The 12,515-nt window shown below is 65.4% G+C and carries 15 protein-coding genes; 6 read left to right on the top strand and 9 right to left on the bottom strand.

Features of this window, described 5'->3' with window-relative positions:
- Nucleotide 1: 1 nt before the first annotated feature.
- From rarD to EPK82_RS16705, 4 genes are all read right to left on the bottom strand, one after another.
- On the bottom strand, nt 2–889 hold the full coding sequence (rarD, locus tag EPK82_RS16720; protein WP_134677371.1) for an EamA family transporter RarD: 888 nt from the start codon (nt 887–889) through the stop codon (nt 2–4).
- Nucleotides 889–1,752, bottom strand: a complete 864-nt coding sequence (locus tag EPK82_RS16715; RefSeq protein ID WP_134677369.1) for a carboxylate/amino acid/amine transporter — start codon at nt 1,750–1,752, stop codon at nt 889–891. The genes rarD and EPK82_RS16715 overlap by 1 nt, the downstream gene beginning before the upstream one ends.
- Nucleotides 1,753–1,913: 161 nt before the next feature.
- Nucleotides 1,914–2,513 (bottom strand): FMN-dependent NADH-azoreductase, encoded by a 600-nt coding sequence (locus EPK82_RS16710; protein WP_037047331.1) that lies wholly within the window; start codon nt 2,511–2,513, stop codon nt 1,914–1,916.
- 135 nt (nt 2,514–2,648) lie between these two features.
- Nucleotides 2,649–2,963 carry a hypothetical protein gene (locus tag EPK82_RS16705; RefSeq protein WP_037047329.1) on the bottom strand — a complete coding sequence of 105 codons (315 nt, stop codon included), beginning with the start codon at nt 2,961–2,963 and terminating at the stop codon, nt 2,649–2,651.
- Between the two features lie 74 nt (nt 2,964–3,037).
- Here EPK82_RS16705 and EPK82_RS16700 point away from each other — a divergent pair, with 74 nt between their 5' ends.
- From EPK82_RS16700 to EPK82_RS16690, 3 genes are read left to right on the top strand one after another with little or no spacing between them, the layout of a single operon-like run.
- A complete protein-coding gene (locus EPK82_RS16700; RefSeq protein ID WP_037047327.1) occupies nt 3,038–3,964 on the top strand; it encodes a LysR family transcriptional regulator in 927 nt (308 codons plus the stop codon).
- A gap of 10 nt (nt 3,965–3,974) precedes the next feature.
- Nucleotides 3,975–4,781, top strand: coding sequence for an alpha/beta fold hydrolase (locus tag EPK82_RS16695; RefSeq protein ID WP_134677367.1), 807 nt, complete (start codon nt 3,975–3,977; stop codon nt 4,779–4,781).
- 5 nt (nt 4,782–4,786) lie between these two features.
- A complete protein-coding gene (locus EPK82_RS16690; RefSeq protein ID WP_037047323.1) occupies nt 4,787–5,341 on the top strand; it encodes a peptidylprolyl isomerase in 555 nt (184 codons plus the stop codon).
- Between the two features lie 57 nt (nt 5,342–5,398).
- On the opposite strand, the gene fpr is transcribed toward EPK82_RS16690, so the two are convergent.
- Complete coding sequence (gene fpr / locus EPK82_RS16685) at nt 5,399–6,178, bottom strand: ferredoxin-NADP reductase (RefSeq protein ID WP_037047321.1); 780 nt, start codon at nt 6,176–6,178, stop codon at nt 5,399–5,401.
- A gap of 114 nt (nt 6,179–6,292) precedes the next feature.
- On the opposite strand from fpr, the gene EPK82_RS16680 reads away from it, so the two are divergent.
- Nucleotides 6,293–7,219, top strand: a complete 927-nt coding sequence (locus tag EPK82_RS16680; RefSeq protein WP_037047319.1) for a LysR family transcriptional regulator — start codon at nt 6,293–6,295, stop codon at nt 7,217–7,219.
- A 12-nt stretch (nt 7,220–7,231) separates the two neighbouring features.
- Here EPK82_RS16680 and erdR read toward each other — a convergent pair whose 3' ends face one another.
- A complete protein-coding gene (gene erdR / locus EPK82_RS16675) occupies nt 7,232–7,879 on the bottom strand; it encodes a response regulator transcription factor ErdR (protein WP_037047317.1) in 648 nt (215 codons plus the stop codon).
- A 203-nt stretch (nt 7,880–8,082) separates the two neighbouring features.
- On the opposite strand from erdR, the gene EPK82_RS16670 reads away from it, so the two are divergent.
- Nucleotides 8,083–9,009, top strand: a complete 927-nt coding sequence (locus tag EPK82_RS16670) for a DMT family transporter (protein WP_037047315.1) — start codon at nt 8,083–8,085, stop codon at nt 9,007–9,009.
- Here the strand turns inward: EPK82_RS16670 and EPK82_RS16665 are convergent.
- The gene (locus tag EPK82_RS16665; RefSeq protein ID WP_047592720.1) at nt 8,969–9,691 is read right to left on the bottom strand and encodes a tRNA-uridine aminocarboxypropyltransferase; all 723 of its coding nucleotides are present in this window, start codon (nt 9,689–9,691) and stop codon (nt 8,969–8,971) included. The genes EPK82_RS16670 and EPK82_RS16665 overlap by 41 nt on opposite strands.
- Before the next feature lie 60 nt (nt 9,692–9,751).
- Nucleotides 9,752–11,443 (bottom strand): OmpP1/FadL family transporter, encoded by a 1,692-nt coding sequence (locus EPK82_RS16660; protein ID WP_134677365.1) that lies wholly within the window; start codon nt 11,441–11,443, stop codon nt 9,752–9,754.
- 285 nt (nt 11,444–11,728) lie between these two features.
- On the opposite strand from EPK82_RS16660, the gene EPK82_RS16655 reads away from it, so the two are divergent.
- Nucleotides 11,729–12,130 carry a quorum-sensing-regulated virulence factor family protein gene (locus EPK82_RS16655; RefSeq protein WP_037047310.1) on the top strand — a complete coding sequence of 134 codons (402 nt, stop codon included), beginning with the start codon at nt 11,729–11,731 and terminating at the stop codon, nt 12,128–12,130.
- A gap of 13 nt (nt 12,131–12,143) precedes the next feature.
- Here the strand turns inward: EPK82_RS16655 and EPK82_RS16650 are convergent, their stop codons facing one another.
- Nucleotides 12,144–12,338, bottom strand: a complete 195-nt coding sequence (locus tag EPK82_RS16650; protein WP_037047308.1) for a hypothetical protein — start codon at nt 12,336–12,338, stop codon at nt 12,144–12,146.
- Between the last annotated feature and the right edge of the window lie 177 nt (nt 12,339–12,515).

The raw sequence follows: 12,515 nt of genomic DNA, 5'->3' as shown, positions 1-12,515 counted from the left end.
CTCAGGCTGGCGTTTTGCGCAGCAGACGCGCGCTGTCCCAACCGACCAGCAATACGGCTGCCCAGATCGGCAGGTAGGTCAGCCATTGCCCGGCATCGAAGGTCTCCCCCAGCACCAGCAGTGCAACGGCGAACAGCAGCACCGGCTCGACATAGCTGAGAATGCCGAACAGCCCCAGCGGCAACAGCCGGCTCGCCGCCATCATCGCGGCGAAGGCCAGGGTGCCGATCAGCGCCATGCCCGGTACCAGCAACCACAGCGCAGGCCGATTGGCAAAGGCATCCACGGGGCCATGGGCGACGATCAGCCAGATCGCCAGCGGCGCCAGCAGCAACATCTCGAGCACGAAGCCGGACAGCGCATCGAAACGCATCCAGCGGCGCAACATCATGTAGGGCGGGTAGCCGAGCGCAGTCACCAGCGTCAGCCAGGAAAACGCCTGGGTGCGCCAGAGCTCATGCAGCACGCCAAGCACGGCGCAGGTCACCGCCAGTCGCTGCAACGGGCGCAGGCGCTCGCCGTAGAACACCCGCCCGGTCAGCACCAGGGCAAGCGGCAGCAGGAAGTAGCCCATGGACACTTCCAGCATGTGCCCCGCCAACGGCGCCCAGACGAACAGCCCCCACTGCACGCCGATCAGGGCCGCCGCCACGGGGCAGGCAACGAGCAGCAGCGGCTCGCGGCGCAGACGCACGAACGTCTCGCGCAGCAGCGCGGTCTGCCGGGCCAGCAGCACCAGCAGCAACACCAGCGGAATGGACCAGAGCACGCGCTGCGCGAACACCTGTATGCCGTCCAGCGGCGTCAGCCATTGCACGTAGCCGGGCAGCACGGAGAACAGCACCGAGGCGCCGACGGACAGCGCCACACCGCGCCCGGAAAGCTGCATCAGCCAATCCTCGCGGGCTTGCGCCCCAGACCCGCCACCGGCAGTGACAGGGCGATGACCGCGCCACCGATGGCCAGGCGCAGCAGATCGGCGTCATGGTTCCAGATCAGCAGGTTGACCAGCAGGCCGGCCGGCACCAGGGCGTTGTTCATCACCGCCAGGGTGCCGCCGTCGACCAGGCTGGCGCCCTTGTTCCACCAGTACAGACCCAGGCCGGAGGCGACCACGCCGAGCCAGCCGAGCACGCCCCATTGCAAGGCGCTGCTCGGCAGCCGCTCGCCATTGCCCAGCAGCAGGAAGGCCGGCAACGCGATCAGCAAGGCGCCGAGGTAGAAGAAGCCGAAACGCCGGTACTGCGGCTCGCTCGAGGGAAACTTCAGCAGCAGGTGCTTGTACAGCACCTGGCCGGCGGCGAAGGTGAAATTGGCCACCTGCAGCAGCAGGAAGCCCAGCAGGAAACTGCTGCTGATCCCGTCATAGCGGATGATCCCGGCGCCCAGCACGGCCACCAGAGCGGCGAGCAGCGCCCAGGGGTTGAAGCGGCGGTTGAGCGCATCCTCGATCAGCGTCACATGCAACGGCGTGAGGATGGTGAACAGCAGCACCTCCGGCACCGTCAGCACCGAGAAACTGAGGTACAGGCAGACGTAGGTGATGCCGAACTGCAGCGCACCGATCACCAGCATGCCGCGCACGAAGGCCGGGGCGTGACCGCGCCAGCGGGTCAGCGGCAGGAACAGCAGGCCGGCGATGACGATGCGCGTCAGCACCGCGAAATAGCTGTCGACCCGACCGGCCAGGTACTCGCCGATCAGACTGAAGGAAAAGGCCCACAGCAGGGTCACTATCAGCAGATATCGCACAGCCACCTCCGAAGGAAGGCGGCGACCTTAGCGCGTTCGCCGGCAGCGGACAATGCATGCCCGGCCAGCGAGCGGCCGGCCATGCAAAAAAGCCGGCCACCTCGTAGCGAAGCGACCGGCGCAACACGCCCGTGGACGGGCGCTCAGGAGAGAGAGTGGGATCAGGCGACCTCGGCCACCTTGGCCCTGGCCTGGGCCAGGCCCTTTTCGCTGAACTCGGCCCCCAGGTTCAGGCCTTCGGCGTGGATGAACTGCACATCGTGGATACCGATGAAGGCCAGCGCCTGGCGCAGGTAGGGCTCCTGGTGATCCAGCGCACTGCCGGCGTAGATACCGCCACGGGCAGTCAGCACGAAGGCGCGCTTGCCGGTCAGCAGGCCCTGCGGGCCGGTCTCGGTGTACTTGAAGGTGACGCCGGCGCGCAGCACGTGGTCCAGCCAGGCTTTCAGGGTGCTGGGGATGGCGAAGTTGTACATCGGCGCCGCCAGCACCAGCACATCGGCTGCCAGCACTTCGTCGGTGAGCAGATTGGAGCGCGCCAGGGCGGCCTTCTCCGCCTCGCTCTGCTGCTCGCTCGGCGTCATCCAGCCGCCCAGCAGCGTGGCGTCGAGGTGCGGCACCGGGTCGACGGCCAGGTCGCGAACCTGGATCTGGTCGGCCGGGTGAGCGGCCTGCCAGTTGCCGATGAATTGCTGGGTCAGCTCACGGGAGACCGAGCCTTGTTGGCGGGCGCTGCTTTCGATCACGAGAATACGGGACATACCTGAGGCTCCATCGAGGTGGGTAGGAATCGATGGAGCACAGACTAGGTCCACAACATTCGATTAAAAAGCGCAAATATCCGCTTACATATATCGACAAAGTTGATTTATGGATGGGCCGGGTCTAGGCTCTGGTTACTTCAGGCCACAGGTCAGGTCGACCCGCAGGCGAATCACGCTGCGGCTGAACTTCACCGTCATGTTGTTGCTGGCCCCCGGTGTCAGCACGGCTCGCCGCGTACGTGGCGCTTCCGGGCCGTTGCGGAACACGGCGCTGCATTCTGCTTCACTCTCGCCGTAGTTGTAGAGCACCAGCGCTGCCATGTTGTGATCGATTTCCTGAGTGGTGGCCGATACCTCGGCGCCGTTCAGCTGTTTCTCCACATCGATCGGATAGGCGTGGGCAGCCAGGGGCAGCAGGGCGAACAACAGGCAGAAGATTTTTTTCATCGGTGCTCTCCATCATCGGAGCGCCAGTGTAGGTCGAGATCGCCGGCGATGACAGCCGGTAACAGGACAGTGTCATGAAAGCTCCCCGTGTAACCCTGGACCAGTGGCGTACCTTGCAGGCGGTGGTCGACCAGGGCGGTTTCGCCCAGGCCGCCGAGGTGCTGCATCGCTCGCAATCGTCGGTGAGCTATACCGTGGCGCGCATGCAGGAGCAGCTCGGCGTGCCGTTGCTGCGCATCGACGGGCGCAAGGCGGTGCTGACCGAGGCCGGCGACGTCCTGCTGCGCCGCTCGCGGCAGCTGGTCAAGCAGGCCAGCCAGCTGGAAGACCTGGCCCACCACATGGAACAGGGCTGGGAGGCCGAGGTGCGCCTGGTGGTCGACGCCGCGTATCCGACGGCGAACATCGTCCGCGCGCTGACCGCCTTCATGCCGCAGAGCCGTGGCTGCCGCGTACGCCTGCGCGAGGAAGTGCTGTCCGGGGTCGAGGAAGTGCTGCTGGAAGGCACCGCCGACCTGGCCATCAGCGCCCTGAACATCACCGGCCACCTGGGCATCGAACTCGGCGAAGTGGAATTCGTCGCCGTGGCCAACCCCGAGCACCCCCTGCATCGCCTGCAACGGGAACTGAGCTTCCAGGACCTCGAGGGCCAGATGCAGGTAGTGACCCGCGACAGCGGTCGCCTGCAGCCACGCGACGCCGGCTGGCTCGGCGCGGAACAACGCTGGACAGTGGGCAGCCTGCCGACCGCGCGGACCTTCGTCAGCAGCGGCCTGGGCTTCGCCTGGCTGCCGCGCCACCTGATCGCGCGTGAACTGCAGGAGGGCCTGCTCAAGCCCCTGCCGCTGGCCCAGGGCGGCCTGCGCAAGCCTCGCTTCTTTCTCTACAGCAACAAGGACCGGGTCCTGGGCCCGGCCACGCAGATTCTCATCGAACTGATCAAGAACTTCGACGCCGCGCCGCTGGACGCTCCGTTCGCCGCGCCGCAGTCCAGCCACTGAGAGCCGCCCCATGCCCTACTTCGACAACGATGGCTGCCAGCTGCACTACGAGGACTACGGTCACGGTACGCCGCTGCTGCTGGTGCACGGCCTGGGTTCGAGTACGCGCGACTGGGAGTACCAGATTCCCGCCCTCAGCCCGCACTACCGGGTCATCGCCCTCGACGTGCGCGGACATGGCCGTTCGGACAAGCCGCGCGAGGCCTATAAGATCGCCGACTTCGCCGACGACGTGGCCGCGCTGATCGAACACCTGCAGCTGCCCGCCGTGCACCTGGTGGGCATTTCCATGGGCGGCATGATCGGCTTCCAGCTCGGCGTCGACCGCCCCGAGCTGCTGCGCAGCCTGACCATCGTCAACAGCGCCCCCGAGGTGAAGGCCAGGAGCGCGCGTGACTGGCTGGAGGTCGGCAAACGCTGGACGCTGTCCCGCCTGCTCAGCCTGGACAGCATCGCCAAGGCCCTCGCCAGGCTGCTGTTCCCCAGACCGGAGCAGGCCGACCTGCGGCGCAAGGTGGAGGAACGCTGGCCACAGAACGACAAGCGCGCCTACCTCGCCAGTCTCGACGCGATCATCGGCTGGGGCGTGCGGGAACGCCTCGCACGCATCACCTGTCCTACGCTGGTCATCACCGCGGACCGCGACTACACCCCGGTTGAACGCAAGCGCGAATACGTGGCAGAAATGCCTGACGCGCGCCTGCTGGTGATCGAAAATTCGCGCCACGCCACACCACTGGATCAACCTGAACGCTTCAATAGCGCCCTGCTCGCCTTTCTCGGTGAAGCAGACACCACTGCCAACAAGGAAAACTGACCATCATGCTCAAGCAACTCGTTATCGCCGCCGGCGCCCTGCTGCTGTCGACCAGCCTGCTGGCTGCGGAAAACCCCAAGGTACTGCTGACCACCAGCATGGGCGAAATCGAAGTGGAACTGGCCGCCGACAAGGCGCCGATCAGCACGCAGAACTTTCTCAAGTACGTGGACAGCGGCTACTACAACGGCACCCAGTTCCATCGCGTGATTCCCGGCTTCATGATCCAGGGCGGCGGCTTCGATGCCGAGCTGCGCCAGAAGGACACCGACGCACCGATCAAGAACGAGGCCGACAACGGCCTGCACAACGTGCGCGGCACCCTGGCGATGGCCCGCACCCAGGTACGCGACTCGGCCACCAGCCAGTTCTTCATCAACCACAAGGACAACGCCTTCCTCGACCACGGCTCGCGTGACTTCGGCTATGCCGTGTTCGGCAAGGTGACCCGTGGCATGGAGGTGGTCGACAAGATCGCCCAGGTGCCGACCGGCAACCGCGGCATGCACCAGAACGTCCCCCGCGAGCCGGTGCTGATCATCGACGCCAAGCGCCTGTAAGCCGCGCACCAACGAAAAAGCCGCCCGATGGGCGGCTTTTTCGTTTACCAGAGGCGCTTACTTCTCGACGAAGGCGCGCTCGATCAGGTAGTCACCCGGCTCACGCATGCGCGGGGAGATCTTCAGGCCGAAGCTGTCGAGCACTTCGGCGGTCTCGTCGAGCATGCTAGGGCTGCCACAGATCATGGCGCGGTCGTCCTGCGGGTTGATCGGCGGCAAGCCGATGTCGGCGAACAGCTTGCCACTGCGCATCAGGTCGGTCAGGCGGCCCTGGTTCTCGAACGGCTCGCGGGTGACGGTGGGGTAATAGATCAGCTTGTCACGCAGGGCCTCGCCGAAGAATTCGTTCTGCGGCAGGTGCTCGGTGATGAACTCGCGATACGCCACTTCGTTCACGTAGCGCACGCCGTGCACCAGGATCACCTTCTCGAAGCGCTCGTAGGTTTCCGGGTCCTGGATCACGCTCATGAACGGCGCCAGGCCCGTGCCGGTGCTGAGCAGGTACAGGTGCTTGCCGGGGTTCAGGTCATCGAGCACCAGCGTGCCGGTAGGCTTCTTGCTGATGATGATCTCGTCGCCTTCCTTGAGGTGCTGCAGCTGCGAGGTCAGCGGGCCGTCGGGCACCTTGATGCTGAAGAACTCCAGGTGCTCTTCCCAGTTCGGGCTGGCGATGGAGTAGGCACGCATCAGCGGGCGACCATTGTCCTGCTGCAGGCCGATCATCACGAACTGGCCATTTTCGAAGCGCAGGCCCGGATCGCGGGTGCACTTGAAGCTGAACAGCGTATCGTTCCAGTGGTGGACGCTGAGCACGCGCTCGACGTTCATATTGCTCATGATGATCTTTCCTCGGGAAGCACAGCGCCTTCGGCGCGATTGCGCGGCATTTTATTCGCGGCAACAATATCTGTTAAGTGGATTATCAAGATATAGGTAATCGGTTATATCGATATGCGATTTACTCTCAGACAACTCCAGGTATTCGTCGCGGTCGCCCAGCAGGAGAGCGTCTCGCGCGCGGCGCAGTCGCTGGCGCTCTCGCAGTCCGCCACCAGCACCTCACTGACCGAGCTCGAACGCCAGTCCGACTGCCAGCTGTTCGACCGCGCCGGCAAGCGCCTGGCGCTCAATGCCCTGGGGCGCCAGCTGCTGCCCCAGGCGGTGGCGCTGCTCGAACAGGCACGCGAGATCGAACGCCTGCTGGGCGGCAAGAGCGGCTACGGCTCGCTCAACGTCGGCGCCACGCTGACCGTGGGCAACTACCTGGCCACCCTGCTGATCGGCAGCTTCATGCAGCAGCACCCGGAGTGCCGGGTGAAGCTGCAGGTGCACAACACCGCCCACGTGGTACAGCAGATCGCCCACTACGAGCTGGACCTGGGCCTGATCGAAGGCCACTGCCAGCACCCGGATATCGAGGTGCAGCCCTGGGTCGAGGATGAACTGGTGGTGTTCTGCGCACCGCAGCACCCGCTGGCGGCACGTGGCACGGCGAGCCTGGAGGAACTGACCTGCGAGGCGTGGATTCTGCGCGAGCAGGGCTCGGGCACCCGGCTGACCTTCGATCAGGCCATGCGCCATCACCCGCGCAAGCTGAATATCCGCCTGGAGCTGGAGCACACCGAGGCGATCAAGCGCGCCGTGGAGTCCGGCCTGGGCATCGGCTGCATCTCACGTCTGGCCCTGCGTGACGCCTTTCGGCGCGGCAGCCTGATGCCGGTGGAAACACCCGAGCTCGATCTGCGCCGGCAGTTCTATTTCATCTGGCACAAGCAGAAGTATCAGACGGCCGCCATGCGTGACTTTCTCGAGCAGTGCCGCGCGCTGACCGCCGGGGTGGCCCGCAGCGACCAGATCGTGCTGCCGGCCATCGTCTGAGCCAGGGGCCCGTCAGCCTGGAATCGACTCCATCTGCTGCAGCAGCAGCGCCGCCTGCGTGCGCGTGCGCACGCCGAGCTTGCGGAAGATCGCCGTGACATGCGCCTTGACCGTCGCCTCGGAGACGTTCAGCTCGTAGGCGATCTGCTTGTTCAGCAGGCCTTCGCAGACCATGGTCAGGACCCTGAACTGTTGCGGGGTCAGGCTGGCGAGCCCGGCGCTGGCGGCCTTGGCTTCCTCGGAAACCGGGGCGCTCTCCTCGGCCATCGGCGGCCACCAGGTATCGCCGTCGAGCACCTGGCGCACGGCCAGCTGCAGGGTCTCCAGCGGGCTGGACTTGGGAATGAAACCGCTGGCACCGAACTCGCGGGAGCGGTTGACCACCGAGGCTTCCTCCTGTGCGGAGATCATCACCACCGGAATCTGCGGGTATTGCCCGCGCAGCAGGACCAGGCCGGAGAAACCGTAGGCACCCGGCATGTTGAGGTCGAGCAGAACCAGATCCCAATCACTCTTGTCGGCCAGGCAGGCCTCCAGCTCAGCGATGCTGGCAGCCTCCACCAGGCGCACATCCGGCCCCAGCCCCAGGGTCAGTGCTTGTTGCAGCGCGCTGCGAAACAGCGGGTGGTCATCGGCAATCAGGATTTCATAGGCGGCCATCGGCAGATCCTGCTCTTGTTATGAGTGGCACTGAGGTGAGTATGACAGTGCTTATTGGCTGACGACCCGCTCAAGACTGTTCATCCATCACGACAGACTCCCCACTCGGACCGACGGCGGCGCCCAGCATGCCGAGCTGTGACGGGGTGGTCAAGTTCAATGCTTTGCGGCAGGATGCGCAGCTTTCCTGCCGAGAAGCTCCGATGCGAAGCCAAGCCCTGCGCGCCGACCTGTTGATGCTGATTACCGCGATGATCTGGGGCAGCGCCTTCGTCGCCCAGCGTCTGGGCATGGATAACATCGGCCCCTTCCTTTATACCGGCCTGCGCTTCGCCCTCGCCTGCCTGGCGCTGCTCCCGGTACTGATGCTGCTGCAACGCCGCCAGAAGCGCCCCGCCGCCCCCTTGAATCGCAACCTGCTGCTGGGGGGCATCGTCATGGGCCTGGCCCTGTCGCTGGGCATCAACCTGCAGCAGGTCGGCCTGCTGTTCACCACGGTGACCAACTCCGGCTTCATCACCGGGCTCTACGTGATCGTGGTGCCGATTCTCGGTCTGCTGATCGGCCAGCGCAGCAGCGCCGGTATCTGGCTGGGCGCCAGCCTCGCCGTGGTCGGCATGTTCCTGCTCAGCGTCGGCGAGGGCTTCACCGTGGCCTCCGGCGACTGGCTGCAACTGGCCGGCGCCTTCGTCTGGGGTATTCACGTGCTGCTGGTGGGCTTCTTCGCCAGCCGCCATGACCCGTTGCGCCTGGCGCTGATCCAGTTCATCACCTGCGCGGTGATCAGCCTGCTGCTGGCCCTGGTGTTCGAGACAGCCACGCTGGACGGCATCCTCGCGGCCGCCCCGGCGATCGTCTATGGCGGCTTGTTCGGCGTCGCAGTGGGCTTCACCTTGCAGGTGGTCGCGCAGCAACATGCGATCGCCTCGCATGCGGCGATCATCCTGTCCCTCGAGGCGGTGTTCGCCGCCATCGCCGGCGCCCTGCTGCTGGGCGAGATGCTGGCGCCACGCGGTTACCTGGGGTGTGCCCTGATGTTCGGCGGCATGCTGCTGGCCCAGTTGTGGCCGAAGCCGCTGCCGGCCGCGCTCAGCGATAGCCCTGCAGGCGCTGATGCAACGCGTCGTTGAGGTCGAGCGGCAAGCGCCGCTTGGCTGCCAGGTAGTGCTGACTGAAGGCATCCAGGTAATCGTCCAGGGCCTCGCCCGCGCGCGAGTCGCCTGCCAGCTCCAGGCACATGGCCGCCACTTCGGCGGTGCACAGGTGCTCGCCGCGCGTGGAGCGACGCAGGCGATAGCGTGACAGCTGCGCCGGGGTCAGGCTGAGCACCGGCAACGCGTCCAGGTAGGGGCTCTTGCGAAACATCTTGCGGGCTTCGGTCCAGGTGGCATCGAGCAGCACGAACAACGGCCGCTTGCCGGGCGTCAGCTGCACCTCCTCCACCACGCGCTGCGGCGCCACGTACTCGCCGGGAAAGACCAGGTAAGGCTGCCATTGCGGGTCGGCCAGCAGCGCGAGCAGCGCCGGTTCCACCGCCGTGCGCGTCCAGCCGAAGGCATGGGTTTCGGGCACCACGTCGGCGATCAGCCAGCCCGTGTTGCTCGGTTTGAGCGCCTCGATGTCATGCATCACCAGGCACATGGCGGCATTCGCCTGCACCTGCGGACGCCAGGCGCACAGGCAGTAGTCCGGCTGCACGCGGCAATGCGGGCAACGCTCGGCACGGGAACCGCGCGCGACGAAGGGTTTCAGGCTGCGTGCCAGGCGTTCTGCACGCAGACGGGCAACGGCATGTGGGGCGGGATGGCTCATGAAGGCGACAACGGCGAAAGGGGGCGCAAGTCTAGCACCCCCATCCGCCGCCCAGGCGCCTCAGAAGCGGTGGTTCAACGCCAGGCCGATGAAGTGGATGCGCGTTTCGTACTCGCCACGGAAGTTGCCGCCGTTGCCGGTGCAGCGCACTCCGCTGTCCTGATACAGACCTCCGACCCCCGGTGCCCAGCCGGCCGGGGAGCAGCCGTCCTGGTAATCCATCTTGCCGCTGGAGAACTGCACGTAGCTGTAGGCCAGGTCCACCGAGGTATCGGGGGTCATCCTGTAGTTGGCACCGAGCGACAGCCAGTAGCGATCCGCATCGGGGAACGCCGGGTGGCGCAGCTGCGGCGAGTTGACGGGCGAACGGTCGTAGGCGACCCCGCTGCGCAGGAGCAGGTCGTCGCTGTACTGGTAGTTCATGCCCAGGGAGATCTTGTAGGTGTCCTTCCAGTCCTGCTCGACGTTCAGATCCCCCTCGGTGACGCCATTGAAATAGGGATAGCCGGCCACCTGATCGATGCCGATGCGCACCTCGTCCAGTCGCGAATGACGGGTAAAGGTCAGGTCCGCCATCAACGCCACCCTGTTGTTGAGCTGATGGAAGACGTTGAAGGAGAGCATTTCCGGGGTGTCGACGGCCGTCTTAGCCCTGGAGTTCGGGTGCAGCCTCGTCGCCGCGAAGTCGCCGGGGTTCACCCAGTTGTCTTCGTCGAACAGTTGCTGCAGCGCACTGGCGGGCGGCACGTAGATACCCAGGATTCTCCTGCCCCCCTTGAGGGATATGTCCGGGGAGGGCACGCCCCCCTGCACATCGGCAAAGCTCCATTTGCTCTCGCCCTCGAGGGTGTGCTTGATACGCGAGCGATAGGACACCCCGAAGCGCGTCGACTCGGTGGGCTCCCACAGGTAGCCGATGTTCCAGCCGAAGCCCCAGTCGTCGCCCTTGACGCGGAAGTAGCCATCGCCCTGGACGTTGTCGGCAAAGTTGCTGGCCACGCAATCGACGAAACCATCCCGATCGGCCACGCCGTTGCACGAGCGGATTTCCTCGGGGACGGGAACACCGGCGATGCCTCCGACTATAGGCCCCAGAATGGGGCTGGCGGCATTACGGGTGTCCTGGTAGTTGGCGTCGACGAACTGCCCCGCCAGTTGCCTCGACGCCCCCTTGACGTCCGCCGCACCGCGCTGGACCGACTTGATGTACTGCGCCGACACGCCGAAGCCGATGCTGTGATGCTCGTTGAAGCGAAAGCCGATGCTCGGGTTGAACGTCACCGTTTCCAGGCTGGCCGACTGGATGGCGTAGCGCCCGGCCCAGTCCTCCTTGTAGTCCAGCTTGGCGCCGAACGGCGTGAAGATGCCCAGGCCGATCGTGACCCGGTCATTGATCTCGTGAGAGATGTAGAAATTGGGCGCGGCGGCGGCATCCGGGAGAAACTCGCCCGCATCCCCCGATAGCGGATTGCCGAACACGTCCGTGCTGCCCTTGTCCTCGTAGTCACCATCGGGCAGCAGGATGGTCAGGCCGGACGTCACCTGCGTACCCTTGAGTCGGGTCAGGCCCGCCGGGTTGTAGAAAATGGTCGAAGGATCGGCCGCCTCGGCGCCATTGGCATGCGCGGAACCCTGCGCCGCCACCGACTGCGAACCAAAGTGATAACCGGATGCCTGTACCTGCGTAACGGGCGAAACCAGTAGACTGCCGACCATCACATGCGATGGCCAACGCCGATAGAGTCTTGTCATTGTTATTCTCCTGCACGCTGCTTGAACACCCAGCAGCCAACGCCTCATTCGCGACAGACTTCAGGCAGGTCTGCGCAGGCGGCGTCCGACTGCAACGCGGCTCAAGGTTGAGACGTGCAGGTTTGGCCGATGATCCCCGGCCTTTGGTCGTGATGGCGGAAGACAGCGTTTGGCCAGCATGTGGCCGTCGGTAACACCGCTGGCAAAGGGGCCAGTGGCCATTTCGCGAACATTCGTGCGGGGGCCCTGTCCAACCCTCGTCCAAGCTTTCAGGAGTCACACCCCATGTTGCGTTACATCCTTCCCGCTCTCGCGCTCAGCCTGATGCTGCCGACCGCCCAGGCCGCTTCGCTGAAGGAAATGGAATTGACTCGGACACTGGAACAGGTCGCCCGACAGAGCAGCGAAGGCACGCCACGCGCGATCAACGAGGACATTCTCGACCAGGGCTATACGGTGGAAGGGCACACGCTGATCAACCATCTCAGCGTGCGTCCGGCGCATGCCGCGCAGATGCGTGGCAACCCGGACACCGTTCGCTCGCAACTGGCGGCGAGCGTCTGCCGCAACCCGGGCTATCGCAAGCTGCTGGCCGATGGCGCGCAGCTGCGCTACCAGTTCAGCGAATACCGCAGCAACCGCCCTGTGACCGTCGAGGTCTTCGACAAGAGCGACTGCGGTATCTGAGCGAACGCCTCGCTCAGCCCCTCTCCGCTCGGCGCTGCGCGTCATCCGCGCGCAGCTCGGCGAGCAGTGCCTCCATGTAGCGCGAGCGGCGCACACCGCCCTCCAGACGTCGCAAGCATTCGTCCTCGAGGCTCAGCTGGTTGGTGCGTGCTGCCTGTTGCAGCATGTCGTAGAGCTCCGCCTCGACCTGCAGAATCAAACTGGGCATACCTGCCCCTCCCTTCCTGTTTACCTCACAGCAGACTCGACGCCGACAGCGAGGTTCCCCTTCCCTGCCCTGGTCGCTTGCAGATGGCGCGCCTGTAGTCGCCAGGACACGCCGGGCGGAGTCGCCCGCACCCGGCGCGGGCGTCCCTGCGCAGCAGCCGCACAGATGAATCGGCCC

This window comes from Ectopseudomonas khazarica, from assembly GCF_004521985.1.
In the GTDB taxonomy this organism is placed as follows: Bacteria; Pseudomonadota; Gammaproteobacteria; order Pseudomonadales; family Pseudomonadaceae; genus Aquipseudomonas; species Aquipseudomonas khazarica.
This window is presented reverse-complemented; position numbering and strand designations above follow the sequence as displayed.

What these genes read in the sequence shown, in the direction of transcription:
- rarD (WP_134677371.1), bottom strand. Translation starts at nt 889, where the DNA reads ATGCAGCTTTCCGGGCGCGGTGTGGCGCTGTCCGTCGGCGCCTCGGTG.
- EPK82_RS16710 (WP_037047331.1), bottom strand. Translation starts at nt 2,513, where the DNA reads ATGTCCCGTATTCTCGTGATCGAAAGCAGCGCCCGCCAACAAGGCTCG.
- EPK82_RS16705 (WP_037047329.1), bottom strand. Translation starts at nt 2,963, where the DNA reads ATGAAAAAAATCTTCTGCCTGTTGTTCGCCCTGCTGCCCCTGGCTGCC.
- EPK82_RS16700 (WP_037047327.1), top strand. Translation starts at nt 3,038, where the DNA reads ATGAAAGCTCCCCGTGTAACCCTGGACCAGTGGCGTACCTTGCAGGCG.
- EPK82_RS16695 (WP_134677367.1), top strand. Translation starts at nt 3,975, where the DNA reads ATGCCCTACTTCGACAACGATGGCTGCCAGCTGCACTACGAGGACTAC.
- EPK82_RS16690 (WP_037047323.1), top strand. Translation starts at nt 4,787, where the DNA reads ATGCTCAAGCAACTCGTTATCGCCGCCGGCGCCCTGCTGCTGTCGACC.
- fpr (WP_037047321.1), bottom strand. Translation starts at nt 6,178, where the DNA reads ATGAGCAATATGAACGTCGAGCGCGTGCTCAGCGTCCACCACTGGAAC.
- EPK82_RS16680 (WP_037047319.1), top strand. Translation starts at nt 6,293, where the DNA reads ATGCGATTTACTCTCAGACAACTCCAGGTATTCGTCGCGGTCGCCCAG.
- erdR (WP_037047317.1), bottom strand. Translation starts at nt 7,879, where the DNA reads ATGGCCGCCTATGAAATCCTGATTGCCGATGACCACCCGCTGTTTCGC.
- EPK82_RS16670 (WP_037047315.1), top strand. Translation starts at nt 8,083, where the DNA reads ATGCGAAGCCAAGCCCTGCGCGCCGACCTGTTGATGCTGATTACCGCG.
- EPK82_RS16665 (WP_047592720.1), bottom strand. Translation starts at nt 9,691, where the DNA reads ATGAGCCATCCCGCCCCACATGCCGTTGCCCGTCTGCGTGCAGAACGC.
- EPK82_RS16660 (WP_134677365.1), bottom strand. Translation starts at nt 11,443, where the DNA reads ATGACAAGACTCTATCGGCGTTGGCCATCGCATGTGATGGTCGGCAGT.
- EPK82_RS16655 (WP_037047310.1), top strand. Translation starts at nt 11,729, where the DNA reads ATGTTGCGTTACATCCTTCCCGCTCTCGCGCTCAGCCTGATGCTGCCG.
- EPK82_RS16650 (WP_037047308.1), bottom strand. Translation starts at nt 12,338, where the DNA reads ATGCCCAGTTTGATTCTGCAGGTCGAGGCGGAGCTCTACGACATGCTG.